At 60.2% G+C, this 22,854-nt stretch carries 20 protein-coding genes and 1 riboswitch; of the genes, 18 read left to right on the top strand and 2 right to left on the bottom strand.

The window, feature by feature from the left end; all coding sequences use genetic code 11:
- The first annotated feature begins 89 nt into the window (after positions 1-89).
- The 14 genes from exaC to LMH93_RS02930 all read left to right on the top strand — a co-directional run bounded on the left by exaC (position 90) and on the right by LMH93_RS02930 (position 15,196).
- Positions 90-1,610, top strand: a complete 1,521-nt coding sequence (exaC, locus tag LMH93_RS02995; RefSeq protein ID WP_014861396.1) for an acetaldehyde dehydrogenase ExaC — start codon at positions 90-92, stop codon at positions 1,608-1,610.
- 226 nt (positions 1,611-1,836) lie between these two features.
- Positions 1,837-3,285: an ethanolamine permease gene (gene eat / locus LMH93_RS02990; RefSeq protein ID WP_003255355.1), complete on the top strand. Its 1,449-nt coding sequence runs from the start codon at positions 1,837-1,839 to the stop codon at positions 3,283-3,285.
- 46 nt (positions 3,286-3,331) lie between these two features.
- Positions 3,332-4,726 carry an ethanolamine ammonia-lyase subunit EutB gene (locus LMH93_RS02985; RefSeq protein ID WP_003255356.1) on the top strand — a complete coding sequence of 465 codons (1,395 nt, stop codon included), beginning with the start codon at positions 3,332-3,334 and terminating at the stop codon, positions 4,724-4,726.
- Positions 4,727-4,734: 8 nt separating this feature from the next.
- Positions 4,735-5,553 carry an ethanolamine ammonia-lyase subunit EutC gene (eutC, locus tag LMH93_RS02980; RefSeq protein ID WP_003255358.1) on the top strand — a complete coding sequence of 273 codons (819 nt, stop codon included), beginning with the start codon at positions 4,735-4,737 and terminating at the stop codon, positions 5,551-5,553.
- A gap of 107 nt (positions 5,554-5,660) precedes the next feature.
- Positions 5,661-6,119 (top strand): GNAT family N-acetyltransferase, encoded by a 459-nt coding sequence (locus LMH93_RS02975; protein WP_003255360.1) that lies wholly within the window; start codon positions 5,661-5,663, stop codon positions 6,117-6,119.
- A gap of 217 nt (positions 6,120-6,336) precedes the next feature.
- A complete protein-coding gene (locus tag LMH93_RS02970; protein ID WP_003255361.1) occupies positions 6,337-6,984 on the top strand; it encodes a DedA family protein in 648 nt (215 codons plus the stop codon).
- 20 nt (positions 6,985-7,004) lie between these two features.
- Positions 7,005-7,820, top strand: coding sequence for a zinc-dependent peptidase (locus tag LMH93_RS02965; RefSeq protein ID WP_019750343.1), 816 nt, complete (start codon positions 7,005-7,007; stop codon positions 7,818-7,820).
- 92 nt (positions 7,821-7,912) lie between these two features.
- A complete protein-coding gene (gene ppa, locus LMH93_RS02960; RefSeq protein WP_003255365.1) occupies positions 7,913-8,440 on the top strand; it encodes an inorganic diphosphatase in 528 nt (175 codons plus the stop codon).
- A 186-nt stretch (positions 8,441-8,626) separates the two neighbouring features.
- The gene (locus tag LMH93_RS02955; protein ID WP_014861392.1) at positions 8,627-9,328 is read left to right on the top strand and encodes a LexA family transcriptional regulator; all 702 of its coding nucleotides are present in this window, start codon (positions 8,627-8,629) and stop codon (positions 9,326-9,328) included.
- 954 nt (positions 9,329-10,282) lie between these two features.
- Positions 10,283-12,196 carry a copper resistance system multicopper oxidase gene (locus LMH93_RS02950; RefSeq protein WP_230064817.1) on the top strand — a complete coding sequence of 638 codons (1,914 nt, stop codon included), beginning with the start codon at positions 10,283-10,285 and terminating at the stop codon, positions 12,194-12,196.
- Entirely contained in the window at positions 12,193-12,528 is a 336-nt protein-coding gene (locus LMH93_RS02945; protein ID WP_003255368.1) for a hypothetical protein, read from the top strand. Before LMH93_RS02950 ends, LMH93_RS02945 begins: the two co-directional genes overlap by 4 nt.
- Positions 12,518-13,453 carry a copper resistance protein B gene (locus tag LMH93_RS02940; protein ID WP_003255369.1) on the top strand — a complete coding sequence of 312 codons (936 nt, stop codon included), beginning with the start codon at positions 12,518-12,520 and terminating at the stop codon, positions 13,451-13,453. The genes LMH93_RS02945 and LMH93_RS02940 overlap by 11 nt, the downstream gene beginning before the upstream one ends.
- Positions 13,454-13,462: 9 nt before the next feature.
- Positions 13,463-14,236, top strand: a complete 774-nt coding sequence (locus LMH93_RS02935) for a c-type cytochrome (protein ID WP_080756829.1) — start codon at positions 13,463-13,465, stop codon at positions 14,234-14,236.
- 495 nt (positions 14,237-14,731) lie between these two features.
- The gene (locus tag LMH93_RS02930; RefSeq protein WP_003255371.1) at positions 14,732-15,196 is read left to right on the top strand and encodes a hemerythrin domain-containing protein; all 465 of its coding nucleotides are present in this window, start codon (positions 14,732-14,734) and stop codon (positions 15,194-15,196) included.
- A gap of 176 nt (positions 15,197-15,372) precedes the next feature.
- Here the strand turns inward: LMH93_RS02930 and LMH93_RS02925 are convergent, their stop codons facing one another.
- On the bottom strand, positions 15,373-17,550 hold the full coding sequence (locus LMH93_RS02925) for a TonB-dependent siderophore receptor (protein ID WP_230064816.1): 2,178 nt from the start codon (positions 17,548-17,550) through the stop codon (positions 15,373-15,375).
- A gap of 181 nt (positions 17,551-17,731) precedes the next feature.
- Here LMH93_RS02925 and LMH93_RS02920 point away from each other — a divergent pair, with 181 nt between their 5' ends.
- The 3 genes from LMH93_RS02920 to LMH93_RS02910 all read left to right on the top strand — a co-directional run bounded on the left by LMH93_RS02920 (position 17,732) and on the right by LMH93_RS02910 (position 20,746).
- Positions 17,732-18,424: a response regulator transcription factor gene (locus LMH93_RS02920; protein ID WP_060539117.1), complete on the top strand. Its 693-nt coding sequence runs from the start codon at positions 17,732-17,734 to the stop codon at positions 18,422-18,424.
- A complete protein-coding gene (locus LMH93_RS02915) occupies positions 18,424-19,752 on the top strand; it encodes a HAMP domain-containing sensor histidine kinase (RefSeq protein ID WP_054889214.1) in 1,329 nt (442 codons plus the stop codon). The genes LMH93_RS02920 and LMH93_RS02915 overlap by 1 nt, the downstream gene beginning before the upstream one ends.
- A gap of 100 nt (positions 19,753-19,852) precedes the next feature.
- The gene (locus LMH93_RS02910; protein ID WP_060546053.1) at positions 19,853-20,746 is read left to right on the top strand and encodes an alpha/beta hydrolase; all 894 of its coding nucleotides are present in this window, start codon (positions 19,853-19,855) and stop codon (positions 20,744-20,746) included.
- A 21-nt stretch (positions 20,747-20,767) separates the two neighbouring features.
- On the opposite strand, the gene LMH93_RS02905 is transcribed toward LMH93_RS02910, so the two are convergent.
- Positions 20,768-21,748: a zeta toxin family protein gene (locus LMH93_RS02905; RefSeq protein WP_033726968.1), complete on the bottom strand. Its 981-nt coding sequence runs from the start codon at positions 21,746-21,748 to the stop codon at positions 20,768-20,770.
- A 149-nt stretch (positions 21,749-21,897) separates the two neighbouring features.
- Positions 21,898-22,039, top strand: a riboswitch (FMN riboswitch).
- 80 nt (positions 22,040-22,119) lie between these two features.
- On the opposite strand from LMH93_RS02905, the gene ribB reads away from it, so the two are divergent.
- Entirely contained in the window at positions 22,120-22,770 is a 651-nt protein-coding gene (gene ribB / locus LMH93_RS02900) for a 3,4-dihydroxy-2-butanone-4-phosphate synthase (protein ID WP_003255379.1), read from the top strand.
- The last annotated feature ends 84 nt before the right edge of the window (positions 22,771-22,854 follow it).

Here is a 22,854-nt window from a genome sequence, read left to right as displayed (position 1 = left end):
ATTGATTTGCCTGGCGTGGCCAACACTGGCCCAACCCTTGCTCTATGCTTTCCAACTCCCTAAAAAGCACAATACCAAGGAGACACACCATGCGTTATGCACATCCCGGTACCGAAGGCGCGAAGGTTTCCTTCAAGAGCCGCTACGGCAACTACATCGGTGGTGAGTTCGTTACTCCGGTAAAGGGGCAGTACTTCGAAAATACCTCCCCGGTGAATGGCAAGCTGATCGCTGAATTCCCCCGCTCTACTGCCGAAGACATCGAGAAGGCCCTGGATGCCGCCCATGCTGCGGCCGACGCCTGGGGCCGCACTTCAGTGCAGGATCGTTCCAACGTGCTGCTGAAGATCGCCGACCGTATCGAGCAGAACCTCGAATTGCTGGCCATTACCGAAACCTGGGACAACGGCAAGCCGATCCGCGAAACCCTCAACGCCGACATTCCGCTGGCGGTCGACCACTTCCGCTATTTCGCTGGCTGCATCCGCGCCCAGGAAGGCGGCGCTGCCGAAATCAATGAAGGCACCGTGGCCTACCACATCCACGAGCCACTGGGCGTGGTCGGGCAGATCATCCCCTGGAACTTCCCGATCCTGATGGCTGCCTGGAAGCTTGCCCCGGCACTGGCCGCTGGTAACTGCGTGGTGCTCAAGCCTGCCGAACAGACGCCGCTGGGCATCACCGTGCTGCTCGAAGTCATTGGCGACCTGTTGCCACCTGGCGTGCTCAACGTAGTGCAAGGCTATGGCCGCGAAGCCGGTGAAGCCCTGGCCACCAGCAAACGCATCGCCAAGATCGCCTTCACCGGCTCTACCCCGGTCGGCGCGCACATCATGAAATGCGCCGCCGAGAACATCATCCCGTCCACCGTCGAACTGGGTGGCAAGTCGCCGAACGTGTACTTCGAAGACATCATGCAGGCCGAGCCAAGCTTCATCGAGAAGGCGGCAGAAGGCATGGTGCTGGCGTTCTTCAACCAGGGTGAAGTGTGCACCTGCCCGTCGCGAGCCCTGGTGCAAGAGTCGATCTATCCGCAGTTCATGGAAGTGGTGATGAAGAAGGTGCTGCAGATCAAGCGCGGCGACCCGCTGGACACCGACACCATGGTCGGCGCCCAGGCCTCGCAGCAGCAGTTCGAAAAGATCCTCTCGTACCTGCAGATCGCCCAGGACGAAGGCGCCGAGTTGCTCACCGGCGGCAAGGTCGAGAAGCTGGAAGGTTCGCTGGCTACCGGTTACTACATCCAGCCGACCCTGCTCAAGGGCAACAACAAGATGCGCGTGTTCCAGGAAGAAATCTTCGGCCCGGTGGTCAGCGTCACCACCTTCAAGGACGAAGCCGAAGCACTGGCGATTGCCAACGACACCGAGTTCGGCCTGGGCGCCGGTGTGTGGACCCGCGACATCAACCGTGCCTACCGCATGGGCCGCGGCATCAAGGCTGGCCGTGTGTGGACCAACTGCTACCACCTGTACCCGGCGCATGCCGCGTTCGGCGGTTACAAGAAGTCGGGGGTTGGGCGTGAGACGCACAAGATGATGCTGGATCACTATCAGCAGACCAAGAACCTGCTGGTGAGCTACGACATCAACCCGTTGGGCTTCTTCTAGACCGCGTCGCCTTCTTCGCGGGTAAACCCGCTCCTACAGGTCCTGCGCTGGTGTTGAATCTTGCGCAATGCCTGTAGGAGCGGGTTCAACCCCGAAGAGGCCAGGCCGGCATACCTTAAACCCAGGGCGGCAACCGTGCACCAGCCGCTCTGGCTCGCTTCCTGCAGCACCCATCACCATCGGCCCGGAACCCTTCCGGCCACCAAGAAAAAAAACAGGTGAATCTATGCCAAGCGAACATTCCGCCGGATCGCCGGCAGGCTCTTCCGTCGACTTCGAGAAAGTCGGCTCTGACTATTTCCAGCAACGTGAACTGAAAAAAGGCGCCGCCGGTTGGGTACTGCTGGTCGGCCTGGGCGTGGCGTACGTCATTTCCGGCGATTACGCCGGCTGGAACTTCGGCCTGGCGCAGGGCGGCTGGGGCGGCATGTTCCTGGCCACCTTGCTGATGGCAACCATGTACCTGTGCATGTGCTTCTCGCTGGCCGAGCTGTCGTCGATGATCCCCACCGCTGGCGGTGGCTATGGCTTTGCCCGCAGTGCCTTCGGCCCCTGGGGCGGCTTTTTGACCGGCACGGCGATCCTGATCGAATACGCCATCGCCCCTGCCGCCATCGCGGTGTTCATCGGCGCCTACTGTCAATCGCTGTTCGGTATCGGCGGCTGGATGATCTACCTGGCGTTCTACATCGTGTTCATCAGCATCCACATTTTCGGCGTGGGTGAGGCACTGAAGCTGATGTTCATCATCACCGCCATCGCCGCCATTGCCCTGGCCGTATTCCTGATAGGCATGGTGCCCCATTTTGATGCAGCCAACCTGTTCGACATCGCCAAAACGGACGCCGTCGGCGCCAGCAGCTTCCTGCCGTTTGGCTATGTCGGCGTGTGGGCAGCCATCCCCTACGCCATCTGGTTCTTCCTTGCCGTCGAGGGCGTGCCGCTGGCCGCAGAAGAAACCAAGAACCCCAAGCGTGACCTGCCACGCGGCCTGATCGGCGCCATGCTGGTACTGCTGGCCTTCGCCTTGCTGATCCTGGTGGTCGGCCCAGGCGGCGCAGGCTCCGAGGCGCTGAAGGCCTCCGGTAACCCGCTGGTCGAAGCCCTGTCGAAGGCCTACGGCGGCTCCACCTGGATGGGCGGGTTCGTCAACCTGGTCGGTCTGGCCGGGCTGATCGCCAGCTTCTTCTCGATCATCTATGCCTATTCCCGGCAGATCTTCGCCCTGTCCCGCGCCGGTTACCTGCCGCGCAAACTGTCGGAAACCAACAAGAGCAAGGCCCCGGTACTGGCCTTGGTCATCCCTGGCATCATCGGGTTTGCCCTGTCGCTGACGGGCCAGGGTGACTTGCTGATCCTGGTGGCAGTGTTTGGCGCTACCCTGTCTTACGTGCTGATGATGGCTGCGCACATCACCCTGCGCATCCGCCGGCCAAAGATGGAACGCCCCTACCGCACCCCGGGTGGCATCTTCACATCCGGCCTGGCGCTGGTGCTGGCGTGCATCGCCGTGGTCGCCGGATTCCTGGTTGACCCGCGAGTAGTCATTGGCGCTGCAGTGATCTATGCGGTATTAATTGCCTACTTTGCTTTCTACAGCCGCCACCACCTGGTTGCGGGCACACCGGAAGAGGAATTCGCCGCCATCCAGAAGGCCGAAGAGGCCCTGCACTGATCGCCGCCACCCGCCGCGGGGCAACCCGCGGCTCTGGAGATTCTGTATGGCAAGTTTCGTACACACGGTCGGCCACTTGGTCTACCGCTTCGACAGCCTCAAGGACGTGATGGCCAAGGCCAGCCCGGCACGCTCCGGGGACTGCCTGGCAGGTGTCGCGGCCAGCAACGACGGTGAGCGCGTCGCCGCGCAGATGGCGTTGGCCAATATTCCGCTGACGCACTTTCTCAATGAAGCACTGATCCCTTACGAAGCAGATGAAGTGACCCGCCTGATCATCGACACCCACGATGCCCAGGCCTTCGCCCCGGTCAGCCACCTGACCGTGGGTGGCCTGCGCGACTGGCTGCTGAGCGAGGAAGCCAACGAAGACAGCCTGCGCGCCCTGGCGCCCGGGTTGACCCCGGAAATGGCCGCTGCCGTTTCGAAGATCATGCGCGTGCAGGACCTGGTGCTGGTGGCGCAGAAAATCCGCGTGGTCACCCGGTTCCGCGGCACCATGGGCCTGCGCGGGCGCCTGTCGACCCGGCTGCAACCCAACCACCCGACAGACGAACCGGCCGGTATTGCCGCCAGCATTCTCGACGGTTTGCTGTACGGCAACGGCGACGCCATGATCGGCATCAACCCGGCCACCGACAGCATCGCTTCGATCTGCGCCCTGCTGGAAATGCTCGACGCCATCATCCAGCGCTACGACATCCCCACCCAGTCCTGCGTGCTGACCCACGTCACCACCTCGATTGAAGCAATCAACCGCGGCGTGCCACTGGACCTGGTGTTCCAGTCCATCGCCGGCACAGAGGCGGCCAACGCCGGCTTCGGCATCAACCTGAACGTGTTGCAGGAAGGCTACGAAGCGGGTCTGTCGCTGAAACGCGGCACCCTCGGGCAGAACCTGATGTATTTCGAAACCGGCCAGGGCAGCGCGCTCTCGGCCAACGCCCACCACGGCGTCGACCAGCAGACCTGCGAAACCCGCGCCTATGCCGTGGCTCGCCACTTCAAGCCGTTCCTGGTCAACACCGTGGTCGGTTTCATTGGCCCGGAATACCTCTACAACGGCAAGCAGATCATCCGCGCCGGCCTCGAAGACCATTTCTGCGGCAAGCTGCTGGGCGTGCCGATGGGTTGCGATATCTGCTACACCAACCATGCCGAAGCCGATCAGGACGACATGGACACCTTGCTGACGCTGCTGGGTGTGGCCGGCATCAACTTCATCATGGGCATCCCCGGCTCCGACGACATCATGCTCAACTACCAGACCACCTCGTTCCACGACGCGTTGTACGCGCGCCAGACCCTGGGCCTGAAGCCCGGCCCGGAATTCGAGGCATGGCTGGCCCGCACCGGCATCTTCACCCAGGCCGATGGCCGGGTGCGCTTCGGTGACAACCTGCCGCCGGCTTTCCGCCAGGCCTTGGCACAGCTTGCATAGGGACGACCATGGACCATCGCACGCCTACCCCCGACAACCCTTGGCTGGCCCTGCGCAACCTGACCCCGGCGCGCATCGCCCTGGGCCGCACCGGCACCAGCCTGCCGACCGGGGCGCAGCTGGACTTCCAGTTCGCCCATGCCCAGGCACGAGATGCCGTGCACCTGGCTTTCGACCACGCCGGCCTGGCCAGCCAGCTGAGTGACCGCGGGCGCGAAAGCCTGGTGTTGCACAGCGCTGCCAGCGACCGCCACCAGTACCTGCAGCGCCCGGACCTTGGACGGCGGCTGAACGAAGACTCGATTACGACGCTTCGCCAGCACGCCCAGGCCAACCCCGGCGGCGTCGATCTGGCCATCGTGGTGGCTGACGGCCTCTCGGCACTGGCCGTGCATCGCCACACGCTACCGTTCCTGACCCGCTTCGACGAACAGGCTGCCGCCGACGGCTGGACCAGCGCCCCGGTGGTACTGGTGCAGCAGGGCCGCGTGGCAGTGGCCGACGAGGTCGGCGAGCTGCTGGGCGCCCGGATGACGGTGATGCTGATCGGCGAGCGCCCGGGGCTGAGCTCGCCCGACAGCCTTGGCCTGTATTTCACTTACGCACCCAAGGTCGGCCTGACCGATGCCTACCGCAACTGCATTTCCAATATCCGCCTGGAGGGGCTGAGCTATGGCATGGCGGCGCACCGCCTGTTGTACTTGATGCGCGAAGCCTGCCGGCGCCAGCTTTCCGGGGTGAATCTGAAGGACGAAGCCGAGGTCCATAGCCTGGAGAATGAAGACAGCGCCAGCCAGAAAGGTAACTTCCTGCTCGGCAAAGAGTAAAAAACCTGTCACGGAAGGCGGATTGCACTTGTGCCGTGCATTGGGCAGCATGCCCTTGAACGCTGCTGGCATTCCGCTGTTTCCCAAATGGACTCTGAGGGCCGCACATGCGCATCATCAAAGCAACCCTGGAACACCTCGACCTGCTCACCCCGTTGTTCGTCAAATACCGTGAGTTCTACGGGCAACTGCCCTACCCCGACAGCTCGCGCAGTTTTTTGGAAAAGCGCCTGAAGCGGGACGAATCGGTGATTTACCTGGCACTTCCGGATGATGACGACGGCAAACTGCTGGGCTTTTGCCAGCTGTACCCGAGCTACTCGTCGCTGTCGTTGAAGCGGGTATGGATTCTCAACGATATCTATGTAGCCGAGGACTCCCGGCGCATGCTGGTCGCCGACCACCTGATTCGCGAAGCGAAGAAAATGGCCAAGGAGACCAATGCCGTGCGCATGCGCGTGTCAACCAGCGCGAACAATGAAGTGGCGCACAAGACTTACGAATCCATCGGGTTTCGTGAGGATACCGAGTTCAAGAGCTACATCCTGCCAATCAGCCAGGATTGACTGGCACCGCCCGCTTCCACAAGCAAGGTAGTGATCCTTGTGGGAGCGGGCGTGCCCGCGAAGCGGTTGGCAAAGGAATACCCCTCTACCGTAACCCCCCGCTACAAACTCTCCGGGCATGTTCCTGACTTAGCCGTATAATGGCTCACCTGTCATGTGTGAAAATTTACCCTCCCCCCGGTAACCAAGCCTACGCCCAAGAACACAGGTGCTGTACATGGATTTCAACCCGCTGGACCTTATCCTGCATCTCGATGCCTACCTCGATCTGCTGGTCACCAATTACGGTCCCTGGATCTACGCCATCCTGTTCACCGTGATCTTCTGCGAAACCGGCCTGGTAGTGATGCCATTCCTGCCAGGCGACTCGCTGCTGTTCATCGCCGGCGCCGTGGCGGCGGGTGGCGGCATGGACCCGGTGCTGCTGGCCGGCCTGCTGATGGCCGCTGCAATCCTGGGCGACAGCACCAATTACGTGATCGGCCGAACAGCCGGCGAGCGTTTGTTCAACAACCCCAACTCCAAGATCTTCCGCCGCGACTACCTGCAGCGTACCCACGATTTCTATGAACGCCATGGCGGCAAGACCGTGACCATGGCGCGCTTCCTGCCCATCTTGCGCACCTTCGCACCGTTCGTCGCGGGCATCGCCCACATGCACTACCCACGCTTCCTCGGCTTTAGCGTTGCCGGTTCGCTGCTTTGGGTCGGCGGCCTGGTCACCTTGGGCTACTTCTTCGGCAACGTGCCGTTCATCAAGCAGCACCTGTCGCTGATGGTGGTGGGCATCATCATCCTGTCGCTGGTGCCGATGATTCTCGGCTTGCTGCGTGGGCGCCTGGGCCGTACGGCCAAGGCTCACTGAACAGGTAAAGAACAAACGGCATGTGGTCATTCAGCGCCTGGCGGCGCAAGCGTACTCTGGCGCGTTACCCGATCACGCCACAGCAATGGCAGGCCGTACGCGAGCGGCTGCCGATGCTGGACGGCATCAGCGACGCTGAAGACCGCTGGCTGCGCGAAGCCTGCATCCTGTTCCTGCTCGACAAGCACCTCACCTGCCTGCCCGGTGTCGAGCTGGACGACGAGCAGCGCCTGATGCTGGCCGCCCAGGCACAGTTACCGCTGCTTCACCTGGGTGAGCTGAACTGGTACCAGGGTTTCCACGAAATCATCCTGTACCCAGACGACTTCAAGAGCCCGCAACGCCATCGCGATGCCAGCGGCGTTGAGCATGTGTGGGACGGCGAACACAGCGGCGAGGCGTGGCAGCAGGGGCCGATCATCCTGGCCTGGAACGGCGTGCAGGCCAGTGGTGGCTGGGAGGCTTACAACCTGGTCATCCATGAGCTGGCGCACAAGCTCGACATGCTCAATGGCGATGCCAACGGCCTGCCACCGCTGCACAGCAGCATGCCAGTTGATGAGTGGGCAACAGCCATGCAGCAGGCCTACGACGACCTCAACCACCAACTGGACGCCAACCCCGACGCCGAAACCGCCATCGACCCCTACGCTGCGGAAAACCCGGCAGAGTTCTTTGCCGTTACCAGCGAGTACTTCTTTAGTGCCCCCGACCTGCTTCATCAGGCTTATCCACAGGTCTACCGCCAGTTGTCGCTGTTCTACCGGCAAGACCCGCTGGCGCGCCTGTGCCAGCTGCAGGCGGAACACCCCGAGTACCGCGAAAGCCACGCCTGACGGGCCCGCACATCAGGCCAAGCGTGGCATGCCCCGGCAGAATGTGCCTATAATCGCCGCCACTTTTTGGTCAAACACGGGGGCACTGCCCAATGAGCTACAGCAAGATTCCGGCGGGCAAAGACCTGCCGAACGACATCTACGTCGCCATCGAGATCCCGGCCAACCACGCGCCGATCAAATACGAAATCGACAAGGACAGCGACACGCTGTTCGTCGACCGTTTCATGGCTACCCCAATGTTCTACCCAGCCAACTATGGCTTCATCCCGAACACCCTGGCTGACGACGGTGACCCGCTGGACGTGCTGGTGGTTACCCCTTACCCAGTGGCCCCAGGCTCGGTTATCCGCGCCCGTCCGGTTGGCGTGCTGAACATGACCGACGACGGTGGCGGCGACGCCAAGGTCATCGCTGTTCCTCACGACAAGCTGTCGCAGCTGTACGTTGACGTCAAGGAATACACCGACCTGCCAGCCCTGCTGATCCAGCAGATCGAGCACTTCTTTGCCAACTACAAAGATCTCGAGAAGGGCAAGTGGGTCAAGATCGAAGGCTGGGAAGGCGCCGACGCCGCCCGTGCCGCGATCACCAAATCGGTCGCTGCCTACAAGGGCTGATTCCGATTGCAGGAGAAACCCCGCTTAGGCGGGGTTTTTTTATGCAGGAATGGGCAATACGCACATTACTGGTAATAAATCCTACGCCGTCCTACACCAGAGCCTTACAAACAACCACTTTTCATACAAACCCCGTCAACATCCGGTTCATATCCTGTCTGGCAATTCGCCGCTACACTCGCCGCCATGAACACTTCCGGCGACCGCCTCAGGGCCCTGCTCCAAGAATGTGGCCTGACCCCTTCCGATTTCGCCGCCCAGCGCAGCGTCACAGCACAGCACGTCAACAACTGGTTCAAACGCGGTGTACCTTTGGCCCGGCTGGATGAACTGGCCGATCTGTTCTGTGTGCACCGACGCTGGCTGCGCACCGGTGAAGGCCCCAAACACCCCAATCCACTCCTGCGCAACGGCCTTCCACGGCCAGTGCCCGCCAACCCGCTTACCCCGCTGTCGAGCCATCGTGGCCGGTTATTGAAGGTGCCCTACTACGAAGTGAGCAACGGCTTGCTGTCGCCAGTGAGCAGCAAGCACCTGCGCTTGCCGGCAAAAGCCCTGAAGGGTTTGGGTGTGCAAGCCGGCAACGCAATCTGCCTGGCAATGCCGGCCAGCAACATGCTCCCGCTGATTCCCCTGGAAGCTACCCTGGCCATTGATCTGGGCATGACCCGGGTGGTCGAGGGCGAAACCTATGCCCTGCTGCAAAACGGCATGCTCAGGGTAAACAACCTCAGTCTTGGCCCGCACGGCACCCTGTACCTGCACAGCCATGACCGGCGCAACTACACGGTCGAACGCTACACCGCTGCCCAGCGTCAGGCGCAGGGCCTGGAAATTCTTGGCTGGGTGTTCCACTGGTCACATTTCCGCCAGCAGCGGCCCAGTTGAAGCGCCCTGGGCAATTTTTTGCTGGGCATCCGCCGCCCGCCCTTGTATGCTACGCCGCACATTAAGCCCCGACCGGCGCGAGCCGCGTTCCAGAGGGCTCGGCGATATCCCACACGGGCATCTGCCATCTCTTTCAGGCCCTTGATGGCCACACAGTTAAGGCGATTGCGACTTACCATAAATTAGTCGGAAGCGTCCCCGAGAAGCCGGCCACAAGCCGGCTTTTTAATTCCTAACCCTCTGAAGTAAAAGAGAATTTGTGCTAGGCCAAGGTCAGCCCATGCTCTGTCAAAGCACATCCCCCGCATCTATCTGTGCCAAGTCGGCATGAGAATGAAGGCAAGCTATTTCTCACTTGGCCTGAAAATCTCGGGATAGCATCGTCGAAGCCATTGACGGCTCAATAGCTTGATCACCCCAGAACTGTCGAGCAGCGTGATACACGGAATCGCGTCAGCATTTCATCGTAGTTTGTGAGTGATTGCGTATTGAGGCGCAAGCGAAGTGCTGTTCCTTGGTACGAGGTTACTCGGTCTTCTTTACCCGTTGCGCCAAGGAGAAGCCCTGCCCATTACTCGCAATGAAGAAATTGCCCCCTGCTCTTGGCCCTTTCAGTTTGCAGCAAGTAACGCAACCCACGGGAAGCTGACAGAAAAGTAATGTCGGGCTCAGTTATCTGACAGCATCAGGTAGCTAGATTGTCCTTGAGCATAGCGCCATCAGGCCTGTCCGCTTGATTAGGAAGGCAAGCAAACCGGCACACGAGTTGCTGAGACGCGCTTCCAAAAATGTAATTACCCCAGCATCAAAACGATGGCAGCGTCGAGCTTCTTTCCCCCGTAAAGCTTGTGCTCTTTTGAACGTCGTCGAGGCTGATGGGAGCGCTATTGAAACCGTAGGTTGCTACATCCAGCAGCCTGGACACCAGCAATCCATATGAGTGGGCGCAACGGCATGCAAAGTAAAACCACCAGACGCTCCTTCGTCAAAGGCCTGGCTGCTACCGGAATACTCGGCGGGTTGGGCATGTGGCGCATGCCAGTGTGGGCGTTGACCAGTCCTGGCCAGCCGAATGTGCTGACGGGCACCGACTTTGATCTCTACATCGGTGAACTGCCGGTGAATATCACAGGTGCAAAACGGACAGCCATGGCAATCAATGGTTCTGTACCTGGCCCAACGCTTCGGTGGCGTGAAGGCGATATCGTTACGCTTCGTGTGCGCAACCGCTTGAAACAGGACACCTCGATCCACTGGCACGGCATCATCCTGCCGGCGAACATGGACGGTGTCCCAGGCCTGAGCTTCCATGGCATCGCACCAGATGGCATGTATGAGTACAAGTTCAAACTCCATCAAAACGGCACCTACTGGTACCACAGCCACTCGGGCTTCCAGGAGCAAGTCGGGGTGTATGGCGCACTGGTCATCGACGCGAAAGAACCCGAGCCTTTCGCCTATGACCGGGATTACGTGGTTATGCTAAGCGACTGGACGGATGAGGACCCTGCCCACGTTCTATCCAAGCTTAAGAAGCAGTCTGACTACTACAACTTCCACAAGCGGACCGTGGGTGACTTCGTCAACGACGTAAGCGAAATGGGCTGGTCTGCTGCGATGGCCGATCGCAAGATGTGGGCCGAGATGAAGATGAGCCCCACTGATCTCGCGGATGTGAGCGGGTATACCTACACCTACCTCATGAACGGCCAGGCTCCGGATGGAAATTGGACGGGTGTTTTCAAGCCTGGCGAGAAAATCCGGCTTCGGTTCATCAACGGCTCCGCCATGACGTATTTCGATGTACGCATTCCTGGCCTGAAAATGACAGTGGTTGCAGCGGATGGGCAGTATGTCCATCCGGTCTCGGTCGACGAGTTCCGTATCGCAGTAGCCGAAACCTACGATGTCATTGTTGAGCCAGAAGACGAACAGGCATACACCATCTTCGCTCAATCCATGGACCGTACGGGCTTTTCCAGGGGCACCCTGGCCATCCGTGAAGGCTTGCAAGCTGCTGTTCCAACCGTTGACCCACGCCCCCTCATTTCCATGAATGATATGGGCATGGACCACAGCAGCATGGCCGGCATGGATCACAGCAAAATGGCTGGCACGGACCACGGCAGCATGGCCGGCATGGATCACAGCAAGATGGCTGGCACGGACCACGGCAGCATGGCCGGCGTGGATCACAGCAAGATGGCTGGCATGGACCACGGCAGCATGGCCGGCATGGATCACAGCAAGATGGCTGGCACGGACCACGGCAGCATGGCCGGCATGGATCACAGCAAGATGGCTGGCATGGACCACGGCAGCATGGCCGGCATGAGTAAGGAAATGCAGAGTCATCCAGACTCAGAGCTCAACAACCCATTGGTCGACATGCAGACGATGACCCCAACGGCAAAATTGGATGACCCGGGCATCGGGCTACGTAACAACGGCCGCCGCGTCCTGACCTATGCAGACCTGCGGAGCACCTTCATCGACCCAGATGGACGAGAGCCTAGCCGGAATATCGAGCTGCACCTGACGGGTCACATGGAGAAATTCGCCTGGTCCTTCGACGGCATCAAGTTTTCCGATGCCGCCCCCCTGCGCCTCAAGTACGGAGAGCGCCTTCGTATCACCTTGATTAACGACACCATGATGACTCACCCCATCCACCTTCATGGCATGTGGAGCGACCTGGAGGATGAGAACGGCAACTTCATGGTTCGAAAACACACCATCGACATGCCACCAGGCTCAAAACGAAGCTATCGCGTAACTGCGGATGCTTTGGGGCGTTGGGCCTATCACTGTCACCTCATGTTCCATATGGAAACGGGCATGTTCCGAGAAGTCCGTGTGGACGAATGAACGGGAGATCCGAGATGAGCAAACCAATGAAACGAAGCACGTTTTTCCTCTCCGCTGCGATGGCTGGCCTGTTTGCTATTTATGCCCCGTTGTCGTGGTCCAGCGATGACCATGAGCAGCACGCCCAGAAAACTGCCGATGCTGCGAAAGGCAAAGGTTCCCAGGGCATGGATCATGGATCCATGATGGGTATGGATCATGACTCGATGAAGGGCATGGATCATGAATCCATGATGGGTATGGACCATGACTCGATGAAGGGCATGGACCACAAAAAAATGATGGAATCACATGGCAGCGACAAAGCTAAGGCAGGGAAAGATGGCCAATAGCCTGGCGCGACCATCGCTGCTGGCCTTGACCCTTTCAGCCGGCATGCTAGGCGCTGTGCCCAGCTTTGCCGCTGACGAAATGGACCATTCGGCAATGGGGCACGGGTCCATGAAAATGGGCAGGGCCCCGTCGCATGACTCGATGCCAGGCATGGACCATGGGGCGATGGATCACTCTACGATGAACCATGGCTCTGGCGAGCCTGCGACCAGCAGCCGTACCCCGATTCCCGAACTAACGGACGCGGACCGCCAAGCGGCCTTCCCCCCACTGGGCGGGCATCAGATGCACGACAGCGCGATCAACAGCTTCTTCTTGCTGGATCAACTGGAGTATCAGGACGCAGACGACGGCAGTGCGCTGTCGTGGGACGCTTCTGGCTGGATAGGCGGCGATATCAACCGGCTCTGGCTCCGCTCCGAAGGTGAACGCACTAACGGCGTCACTGAAGATGCCGAGTTGCAAGTCCTCTATGGCCGTTCTATAAGCCCCTGGTGGGATGTGGTTGCCGGGGTGCGCCAGGACTTCAAACCCGAATCCCCCCAGACCTGGGCGGCGTTCGGTATTCAGGGTATGGCACTTTACGACTTCGAAGCCGAAGCCACTGCATTCATCGGTGAAAACGGTCAGACCGCCGCTCGTCTGGAAGGCGACTACGACATTCTCCTGACTAATCGCCTCGTCCTGCAGCCAACAGTTGAAGCCAATTTCTATGGCAAGAACGATCCCGCGCGCGACGTAGGTTCCGGCCTCGCGAATACCGAAGTCGGACTGCGGCTACGGTATGAAATCGTCCGTCAGTTCGCACCCTACATAGGCGTCACCTGGAGCCGCTCCTACGGCAAGACCGCAGACTTCATCCGCGATGAGGGTGGGGATGTGGATGAAGCGCGTTTCGTTGCCGGTATCCGCATGTGGTTTTGAGAGCCTTACATGAAAAGAACAATTACAACGCTCGTAGTAGCGGGTGCCGCGGCCAGTGCAGGGGTATTGGGTGCAGCTTACCTTGGCCTGGTCAACGTCGGCGCTGACGATCCGCATTTCCCTGCAGTGCATGCATTTCTGGTCATGGCTCGGGATCGCTCCATTGAGGTACGCGCAAGAAACATCGAGGTACCGAACCTCAAGGATGAAAACCTGATTCGTGTCGGCGCCGGCAACTACAACGCCATGTGCATCGGTTGCCATCTTGCCCCTGGCGTCGAGAAAACAGAGCTCAGCCAGGCGCTTTATCCGTCTCCTCCCAACCTTGGCAAGCTTGGGATCGGTGGTAAACCCGCCGTAGCATTCTGGACCATCAAGCACGGCATCAAAGCCTCTGGCATGCCTGCCTGGGGCAAGAGCATGGGCGATGAGTACATCTGGGGACTCGTTGCATTTCTGGATCAACTACCCCAGATGAACGCCCAACAGTACAACGCGATGGTAGCGATCAGTGGCGGTCACCAGCATGGTGGAGGTGAAAGTGAAATGCACAGCCATGAAGGCCAACACGGCGACAACGTGCCCAATCACCCTGCAGAGGCAGTCTCGGGGAGAGATCATCATGACAGGGGACATGCAGAGGCACACCATCCCAAATCACCATCACCAGAGCCCGCACCTGAACACCACGGCCATGACGAAACCGGCAGTGATCACCACTCAAAGCCGGCTCAGAAGAAGCCTATTCACCGTGATGGTGCGGAGCATACCCATGAAGGCTGATTACGATCCTCCCATGAATCAGCCGTCATAAGTCGCAGAAAAAGCCGGTCAAAAACGACCCAAAAGTGGCGGGTTTCAACGCTTTAAAAAGGTTAAAAACCAATACTAATCATATGAATAGTTTTTAAAAACCAACCATAAGCCGGCTTCTTAATTTAACAAGCCTTTAAAAACAGCAGTCACAATCCGCGGGTATCCACCCCCGACCTACGTGCATAGCACGCAGCCCCTTGCACCTCCTGTTGTGCTCAGCCCCCCGCTGTTCAAGGACAGCACGCAAGCGATCCTGGTGTGCCTGCGTCTTCTTGCAATGCATAGAGACATCAAATTGATATTTCGAAATCTTCCAAGGGGGCGGCTTTTTTGAAGGTGAGCGTTTCGCACTAGACTATAATTAAAGGATTAGATGTAGGCCGACACGTGCAGCTATCCTTGGAGATTGCTTAATAATAATATTTAATCTGTAACGGCTTGGTGTAGTGATGAGGACTTAGCATGAACGCCATGTTGAAAGAGCTGCACGCCTATCATCATGAGGTGGCTACCAAAATTACTCAGATCAAAGAGTTACTGGAGAGGATAAGGCACGGATCCGCGGGTGCCGATGACTGCAAGCTGTTGTTTAAGCAGCTGGAAGCCTTGCATGGTGATGCAGAGCGACACCACCATGAAAATGAAGAGCTTATTCGGCTGGCCTTGCTGGCAACCGACGCACCGATTCACCAACGGGTCATGGCGATCGAGCAAGATCATAAAGCCTTCAAGCGAATTGCCGGACAGCTCAAGATGTTGGAGCAGTCAACGCAAGAAGCGAGAGTAATCGCCGACACGATCGAAGACTTCATCAAGAAATATTATGACCATATGGATGCCGAGGAGAATATTTTCTTTCCGGTGGCAGACAAGTGGTTGTCAGACACCCAATGGCAGGAAATAAAGCATCAATGGCACCCCGCGTAGATTTAATTTTCTTGAATTAAAAGCACGCTACTTATTAACACGCGGCCTCACAATTTTATGGCCCTGATACCCGAGGGTGCAGATACGCTCCCACGCTTCTCATCATTCAGCCTGAAGGCCGCGCCCTTTGCCGGCGCGGCCTTGTTTTATGGCGCACCTAGCAGCCACAGACTTCGTCAGAAGTCATACCGCACCCCAACCATCATGCTGCGCGACGGCCCGTAGAAGTTGAACGTCGAGGTAGACCCCACCCGCGACAGGTAGTCCCGGTCGAACAGGTTGTTGACGTTGAGGGTGGCCGTCAGCTTCGAAGTCACCGGGTAAGACAGCATCGCGTCCACCGTGGCATAGCCCGGTGCATCGATACGCACGCCGCCACTCTCGGAATGGAAGTTGCTCATCGCCGATATACCGCCACCCACGGCCAAGCCAGTCAGCGGCCCTTGGCTGATGGTGTACTTGCTCCAAAGCGAAGCCTGGTTGCGCGGCATGATGAAGAACGTGGTTTCGGCGTCCCCCTTGACGGTTTCGGTCTCCATCCACGTGTAGCCAGCCAGCAGTTCCCAGTTTGGCGTCAGCTTGCCGCTCACTTCCACTTCCGCGCCCTTCACGCGGGTCTTGCCGGATGCAACAGAGTCGGTGGTGGCCACACCATCAGCATCGTACACGGTGGTAGCGCGGTTCTTGTCGGTCAGGCGGAATACCGAGAAGCGCGTATTCAAGTCGCCGCCAAAGTAGCTGCTCTTGAGGCCGAACTCGTACTGCTCGCCTTCACGCGGTTTCAGCACCCGACCATTGCTGTCGGTGTCGGACTGCGGCTTGAACACCTGCGAATAGCTGGCGTACAGCGCGTGGTTGTCGGTCAGGTCATAGACCAGGCCACCATAAGGGGTGAAGTGGCCGTCGACGCGTTTGCTGTCATTGGTGGTGGCGCCGCTGCTAAGGGTGGTGGTGTAGAAGTCACCGCGATACCAGCTGAAGCGGCCACCGGCAATCAGCGCCAGGCGTTCCACCGGGCGGAAGGTCACTTTGGAGTACAGGCCGTACTCCTCTTCCTGCATGCCGGTCTCGGTGCTGTAGTTGGGCGACGGCTTGGCGAACTGCTTCGGCGAGTAAGTATTCACGTTGATCGCGCCGAGATTGGTGGTGCCGTTGAGGTACTCGGTGTCGTAGTTCTTGTAGTCACTCCCGACCACAAACTCGCTTACCTGCCCGAAGGTCTCGAACGGCTGGCTGTAGCTGGCGTCCAGCGAATAAGTGTCTTGCGTGAAATCACGGGCGCTGGCGCGCTCGGAGTTGGCGCCTGTGGTGGCATTGGTTGCAGTGAAGGCGTACAGATAGTTGGTGTCGCGGTGCGAGCCACGGGCCGCGACACGGCCGTAACCGCCATTGTCGAAGCGGTGGGTCAGCTCGGCGACCAGGTCAGTGGTCTTGCCGTCGAAGTAGTTCCAGTCGGCCCCCAGGAAACGCGAATGGCTGAAGTCGGGCACCTCGCCGGACAACGTGGCCGGGTAGCCGTTGTGCGGGGTGATGTTCTTCACTTCATGCATCAGGCCGAACGACAGGGTGGTGGCGTCGTCCAGGTCGATGTCCAGCGCACCGTAGTAGGTGTTGCTGGTGTTGGCGTTGTAGTCCATTTCACCATTGGTGTCGTCACGGGATGCGATGAAGCGCCCGCGCACGCGACCGGCCTCGTCCAGCGGCCCGCTCAGGTCGATTTCCTCATGATTGGTGTCCCAGGTGCCGTAGCTGCCTTCGATATGCCCCTGAAACTCGGCGGTCGGGCGCTTGCGCACCATGTTGACGATGCCACCCAGCTCGCTGGTACTGCTGAACAGCCCGGCCGGCCCGCGCATGATTTCGACGCGGTCGAACGCCGCCAACGACGGGACAGTACCGAAGATGCTGGCCATGGGCGCCGGCAGGCCGTCGATATTGAACTCGCTGTACTCGTAGCCACGGGCGTAGATCGACGAGCGGCCGCTGTCATTGGTCAGGGTGCGCAGGCCAGCGGTGTACTTGGCCAGGTCATCCAGGTGCACGAACTGGCGATCCTTGACGTAGTCCTGGGTGTAGACAGTGATCGACTGCGGGATGTCCTTGAGCGCTGCCGGCGTCTTGGTGCCCACGGTAGCGGCATCGACGCTGTAACCGCCGGTTTCTTCCGAAGGCAGCATGTCGTACAGGCGGTTGCCTTCGATGGTCAATGCAGGCAGATCAAGCGAGTTGTCTTCGGCCGCCACCTGGGCCGCTACCGTTTCGGCCACTGCCGATAAAGAAAACGGCGCCAGCAACCCCAGCGCCAGCCATCCCCGAACCCGCTGTAAGCTGCCCACACTTTTGAAACCGGTCATGACACACCCTTCGCCCAAATGATATTGAATCGCAAACGAAACAAGTTGCTTTTTGCGAACGATACCGGAGCGAAAACCAGGGTGCAGCAGGATTAACCTTCTTAACACATCAAGGCGTTGCCCTTTCCCTGCAGCCAGTGGGATGATTCGCAACTGATAAAAGTTCTCATCAAGGCTCGCCGTGCCAACCTCACTTCTCCTTGCCGAAGACGACCCACGCCTGCTTCAGGACCTGGACCGTCATTTCCGCAACCGCGGCTTCCAGGTGCACGCCTGCGCCAGCGGCACCCAGGCCCTGAATGCCATACAGCAATCGCAGTTCGAACTGGTGCTGCTGGACATCATGCTGCCAGGCATCGACGGCCTCAGCCTGCTCGACGCCCTGCGCCGCCAGCAGGCCGTGCCGGTCATGCTGATGTCGGCACTAGGGGCCGAGCAGGATCGCATCAGCGGCTTCACCCGTGGTGCAGACGACTACCTGCCCAAGCCCTTCAGCCTGGCAGAGCTGGACGCACGGGTAGATGCCTTGCTGCGTCGCGTGGCATTCGATCGTGGTACGGCGCTGCGTGCCGACGTGGGGGAGGTGATGCTGGACCACGACCGCCAGGACGTTATCCACAACGGCAACGCCGCTGGCCTTACCGCTTCCGAATTCCGTTTGCTGGTCACGCTGCTGGCCCACCCCGACGAAGCGTTGAGCAAGCCCTTCCTGTACCAGACCGTGCTGCACAGGGCCTATACCCGACTGGACCGAGGCCTGGATGTGCATGTGTGCAACCTGCGCCGCAAACTGGCCGACATCAACGCCCAGCACCTGCAGATCCAGGCCGTGCGTGGCCAAGGGTACATCCTGGTCGACACGGAGCAGGCCTGATGCGTCGCCACCCGTTGCTGTGGAAACTGGCCTTGCTGCAAGTCAGCTTCTGCCTGTTGCTGATCTGGCTCATCTGGACCTGGGGCCTTTCGGTGGAACGCAGTACCTATTTTCTGTCCCAGGCCGACCAGGACTACCTGGCGCGTTATGCTCAACAGGCCGAACAGGCGTGGGAGCAGGACGGCGCAGCCGGCACCGAAGCCTGGCGCAAGCAGGTGGCACTGGCCGAGGACACCTGGGTGGCCGTGATAGGCCCACACCTTCAGAGCCTTGGCACCACCCCGCTGAGCGCCGAGGAAGCCAGCCACCTGACATTCATGCGCAAGCTCGACTGGCCGATGAGCCGGCGCCTGCAGGATGAATTGCCATACGTCAGCATCGAATTTCCGCAACACCCCGAGCATGGCCGCCTGGTGCTGCAATTGCCCGAACGGCTGCTACCCACAGGCCTGACGCCCTGGACCCATGTGGTGACTCATGGCGTTGCCCCCGCGCTGCTGGCCCTGCTGCTGGGCCTTGCGCTATACCGGCACCTTGTCGTGCCGCTGAACCGCCTGCGCGACCGCGCCGACGCCCTGCGGGCCGATGACCTTGACAGCCCCGCCCTGCCCCTGCAGCAACGCCGTGATGAGCTGGGCGAACTGGCTCAGGCCTTCGAGCACATGGCCGGGCGCCTGCGCCAGAGCCTTGAGCAACAGCGCCTGCTGTTGCGCACGCTGTCTCACGAACTGCGCACGCCGCTGGCGCGGCTGCGCATCGCCCATGACAGCGACTTGCCACCGCCGCAGTTGCGCGAGCGCCTGGACCGTGAGGTGGCCGACATGCAGAAGTTGCTGGAAAACACCCTCGACCTGGCGTGGATGGACACCGAACAACCCAGCCTGTCGACCGAGCCGGTATTGGTGCTTTCCGTGTGGGAAGCCTTGTGCGAGGACGTCTGTTTCGAAAGCGGCTGGGACCGTGCGCGCCTGCCGTGTTCACTTGGCACTGACTGCCTGCTGCAGGCCCATCTGGACAGTCTGGCCCAGGCCCTGGAAAACCTGTTGCGCAATGCCATTCGCCACTCGCCGACCGAAGGCCGGGTCAGCCTTGATGGCTGGCGCGAGGGCGCATGCTGGCACCTGCGCCTGAGCGACCAAGGGCCAGGCGTACCGGATACCGACCTTGAGCGCATTTTCAAGCCCTACCAGCGCCTGGCCGACAGTGGCGCAGGCTTCGGCCTGGGCCTGGCTATCGCCCGCCGCGCCATCGAACTGCAAGGCGGGCGGTTGTGGGCCAGCAATGGGCACCCGGGCCTGTGCCTGCACATGACCTTGCCTGCGGCCTGAGACTGTTTAGAAAGTTAATGCGCTTTACGCTCGATCGGGACTGGTTATCATCTGGGCGCTCAAGCCTTGCGCTCCTTGCAAAGCCCTGACGAGACGCCCGATGAGCAAGAAGACCCTGATGCTGGCCTTGGCACTTGCCCTGGCGGCCCCTCTTGTCCTGGCCCAGCCCGAGCATGACCAGAAGATGGACACGTCGGTGTTACAGCGCCAGGACCTGGCCTATCACTTCAGCCAGCTTGATCTGGACTCGGCCGATGGCCTGCGTCACTACCGCCTGTGGGTTGGCAAGCCGAATCGTCCAGCGCCAGCATCGGGGTACCCGGTGCTGTGGATGCTCGATGGGAATGCTGCACTGGGGACGCTGGATCAGCAGCAACTGGACAGGCTCGCCGCGGGCCAGGCGCCCCTGCTGGTGGCGGTGGGTTACCGGACCGAACTGCGCATCGACAGGGCCGGCCGCACGCTGGACTATACCCCGGCGCTGCCGGAGCAGGTGCAGCAGCGTGATCCGCTGACCGGCCAGCCCAGCGGCGGGGTCGATGCGTTCCTGAAGCTTCTGACCGGGCGCATGCGCACGATGGTGTCGGCTGTGGCGCCGATCGATCCGCAACGACAGACGCTGTGGGGGCACTCCTATGGTGGCCTGGCTGTGCTTCACGCACTGTTTACCTGCCCCGGCGAATTCAGCCTTTACGCTGCTGCCAGCCCGTCACTGTGGTGGCGCGATGGTGTGATTGTCCGGGAGGCGCAAGGGCTTCCCTCACGCCTTGGCGAGGCGCGCCCGCACCTGTTGCTGATGCGCGGCGGGCAGGAGCCCGCCAGCCCGCATGGTTCGCCGCACGAGAACGACGAGTTGCCTGCGCGCCAACTGGCGGCAGATCTGGCCGCGATCAAAGGCCTCGACGTGCGCTTTGAGCGCTTCGAGGGTCTGGGGCATGGGCCCATGCTGGGCGCCTCCCTGCGCAGGGTGATCGAAGGCATGTCTGGCCAGTGACCAGCCCTGTGCCTGCCCGGCTCAACGTTGCGCGTACTTGAGCACGTACAGGCACAGCTCGCGGTAGACATCGACAGGCAACTGCGACATCAGCCTCTGAGCCTGGCCGAGGGTTTTGCAATTGAGTTCGGCCATCGCCCGACGGTGTTCCGAACCCAGCAGGCCGGCATGCACCACCTGCGCATACTGAATATAGGAACAGGGGAAATCGGCCTGGGGACTGCGCTGGACCTTGAAGTTGATCTTCAGGTCTGCCCCGCGGAAGAATGCTCTGCCCTGGTAGGTCTGCTGGGGCACGAGGAGCCCTTTTTCAGGACAGGTGCTGTAACAGACCGGCAGGCTGTTCTTTTCCGTCTCCAGGCCACGTCGATAGATCACGATTTCGGAACCCGGTACCTCGATACAGGCGTTTTCGAAAGCATCGATGATGGACCTGCCATTGATTTGCGCCTCTTCGATCTGCGTCAGGCTGACCACACGCTCGATCTCATGATTGCCAACGCTGTTGACCACACGGTCCAGGGTCGACCAGTGGCTGAACTCTTTCTGACACGCTATCAGATGGACCTCGCTCTGATAGCCCTGCCGGGCGGCTTCAGGTGGAAAATCAGCGAAATGAGGGCTGTCGAGCGCGGTCTCCATGATGATGTTGTATTTGTTTTCCATCGCATACGTGCAAATCATGGCCCCCAGTCGCCAGATGAACGACTCGGTATGCTCATAGACATGCAGCACGCCTTTGTCTTCCATCGCCCGATAATGAGGGTGCAGTTCACGAAAATGGGTTTCGTAAAGGCGAACATAATTGTCGTAGCGCCCGCTCTTCAGCAGCGTGTTTTCCAGCAAGTACGTCTTACCCGAGCCTTGTGTACCGGCAATGATGAGCATTTTGGGCTTGAGCACGCCGTCGACGTAGTCGCGCTTCTTGTCGAACAAAGTGTCGACGACCTTTCTGAATGCGAGATGGAGATCGGTATCGGTAAAAGGATAGAGAGAGGACATGACGGTTCGTTTCCTAGGTTTGCCAATGTGACCGTCACGAAGGTAAGCGCTGCGGCAAGTGCAAAGGGGTAGATGGTTACTGCTGCAAGTCTCGTCGAAGGTAGTAGAACCGCGGGTTGCCACTGGGGTGGCCCTGTGCTGTATGCTGGGTCGGTCTTCAGGGCGGGGTGTAAGTCCCCACCGGCGGTAAATCGAAAGATGAGCCCGCGAGCGCCCCGACCATGTCGGGGGTCAGCAGATCTGGTGCAACTCCAGAGCCGACGGTCATAGTCCGGATGAAAGAAGGCGTCATGCAGGGGCCATCCGGGCGCCCTTGCGCGCGCATTTTGTTCGCCCCGAGACGTTCATCGATCATTCACGAGGAGCGTTTCATGTTCACCCAGCACCACACGCAATTTCCCACTGTTTCCGCCGCCATCGCCGCCTTCCAGGCCGGGCGCCCTGTACTGTTGCTCGACGATGACGACCGCGAGGACGAAGCGGACATCATTGCCGCCGCCGAGAACATTACGCTGCAGACCATGGCCATGATGATTCGCGATTGCAGCGGCATCGTCTGCCTTTGCCTGGACGAAGCCACCGTCGACGAACTGCAACTGGCACCCATGGTGCAGAACAACCAGGCCCGCCACGGCACCGGTTTCACCGTCACCATCGAGGCGGCCGAAGGTATCACCACCGGGGTTAGCGCCCAGGACCGCATCACCACCATTGACGCAGCACTGCGTTCCAGCGCCGAACAGCGCCATATCGTCAGCCCGGGGCATGTTTTTCCGCTGCGCGCCCGCAATGGCGGTGTGCTGACCCGCCGTGGGCACACCGAAGGTTCGGTAGACCTGGCGCGCCTGGCCGGCCTGCGCCCGGCAGCGGTCTTGTGCGAGCTGATGAACCCCGATGGCAGCATGGCCCGTGGCGAGCAGGTGGCGGTATATGCACGGCAGTACAATTTGCCGGTGCTGACCATCGAGGAGCTGGCGCGGTACCGTGAGGCGATGCTGGAACGGGAAGCAGAGCCGGCCTGATCCACCGAACCGGGACGCTTTGCGGTCCTTGTGTGAGCGGCCCTTTCGCGACACAGGGCCGCTCCTCCATCGGTCTGCATCAGC

The sequence above is a fragment of the Pseudomonas sp. CIP-10 genome (assembly GCF_020911845.1).
GTDB lineage: Bacteria > Pseudomonadota > Gammaproteobacteria > Pseudomonadales > Pseudomonadaceae > Aquipseudomonas > Aquipseudomonas alloputida.
This window is presented reverse-complemented; position numbering and strand designations above follow the sequence as displayed.

Coding starts and splice junctions, on each gene's coding strand:
- exaC (WP_014861396.1), top strand. CDS start 90: ATGCGTTATGCACATCCCGGTACCGAAGGCGCGAAGGTTTCCTTCAAG.
- eat (WP_003255355.1), top strand. CDS start 1,837: ATGCCAAGCGAACATTCCGCCGGATCGCCGGCAGGCTCTTCCGTCGAC.
- LMH93_RS02985 (WP_003255356.1), top strand. CDS start 3,332: ATGGCAAGTTTCGTACACACGGTCGGCCACTTGGTCTACCGCTTCGAC.
- eutC (WP_003255358.1), top strand. CDS start 4,735: ATGGACCATCGCACGCCTACCCCCGACAACCCTTGGCTGGCCCTGCGC.
- LMH93_RS02975 (WP_003255360.1), top strand. CDS start 5,661: ATGCGCATCATCAAAGCAACCCTGGAACACCTCGACCTGCTCACCCCG.
- LMH93_RS02970 (WP_003255361.1), top strand. CDS start 6,337: ATGGATTTCAACCCGCTGGACCTTATCCTGCATCTCGATGCCTACCTC.
- LMH93_RS02965 (WP_019750343.1), top strand. CDS start 7,005: ATGTGGTCATTCAGCGCCTGGCGGCGCAAGCGTACTCTGGCGCGTTAC.
- ppa (WP_003255365.1), top strand. CDS start 7,913: ATGAGCTACAGCAAGATTCCGGCGGGCAAAGACCTGCCGAACGACATC.
- LMH93_RS02955 (WP_014861392.1), top strand. CDS start 8,627: ATGAACACTTCCGGCGACCGCCTCAGGGCCCTGCTCCAAGAATGTGGC.
- LMH93_RS02950 (WP_230064817.1), top strand. CDS start 10,283: ATGCAAAGTAAAACCACCAGACGCTCCTTCGTCAAAGGCCTGGCTGCT.
- LMH93_RS02945 (WP_003255368.1), top strand. CDS start 12,193: ATGAACGGGAGATCCGAGATGAGCAAACCAATGAAACGAAGCACGTTT.
- LMH93_RS02940 (WP_003255369.1), top strand. CDS start 12,518: ATGGCCAATAGCCTGGCGCGACCATCGCTGCTGGCCTTGACCCTTTCA.
- LMH93_RS02935 (WP_080756829.1), top strand. CDS start 13,463: ATGAAAAGAACAATTACAACGCTCGTAGTAGCGGGTGCCGCGGCCAGT.
- LMH93_RS02930 (WP_003255371.1), top strand. CDS start 14,732: ATGAACGCCATGTTGAAAGAGCTGCACGCCTATCATCATGAGGTGGCT.
- LMH93_RS02925 (WP_230064816.1), bottom strand. CDS start 17,550: ATGACCGGTTTCAAAAGTGTGGGCAGCTTACAGCGGGTTCGGGGATGG.
- LMH93_RS02915 (WP_054889214.1), top strand. CDS start 18,424: ATGCGTCGCCACCCGTTGCTGTGGAAACTGGCCTTGCTGCAAGTCAGC.
- LMH93_RS02910 (WP_060546053.1), top strand. CDS start 19,853: ATGAGCAAGAAGACCCTGATGCTGGCCTTGGCACTTGCCCTGGCGGCC.
- LMH93_RS02905 (WP_033726968.1), bottom strand. CDS start 21,748: ATGTCCTCTCTCTATCCTTTTACCGATACCGATCTCCATCTCGCATTC.
- ribB (WP_003255379.1), top strand. CDS start 22,120: ATGTTCACCCAGCACCACACGCAATTTCCCACTGTTTCCGCCGCCATC.